Origin of the sequence: Klebsiella sp. HN106, from assembly GCF_051209435.1 — a bacterium.
In the GTDB taxonomy this organism is placed as follows: domain Bacteria; phylum Pseudomonadota; class Gammaproteobacteria; order Enterobacterales; family Enterobacteriaceae; genus Klebsiella; species Klebsiella oxytoca.
This window is the reverse complement of sequence record NZ_JBLURD010000246.1, coordinates 1-291: the sequence shown is the minus strand read 5'-3', so window position 1 is coordinate 291 and position 291 is coordinate 1. Positions and strand designations below refer to the sequence as shown.

At 50.2% G+C, this 291-nt stretch carries 1 protein-coding gene; it reads left to right on the top strand.

Annotation, left to right across the window (positions count from 1 at the left end):
* A partial coding sequence (locus ACSIPU_RS31105) for a glycosyltransferase family 9 protein (protein ID WP_435322552.1) occupies nucleotides 1-291 on the top strand: 291 nt, incomplete at both ends.

Here is a 291-nt window from a genome sequence, read left to right as displayed (position 1 = left end):
CAGCGGCTGTGCGCCGCGTGCTGCTATTGCGTCTGGATGATAAAGTCGGTGATATGGTGGTCACGACCGGTTGCGCCAGAATACTGGCTGAACGGGGATATCAGGTTTCGGTGTTAACCGGACCAATATGCAGCGAAATATTAGCAGGCTCAGAATTCATACAGCAAGTATATTTATATCGGCCCCGCATGTCCTTAAATACGTTGCGGGCGGCGGGTTTTGATGCGGTTATCGATTTTGATGACGTGACCAGCTATGAACGCTTTAAATTACTCGCCGATTTACGGGCGA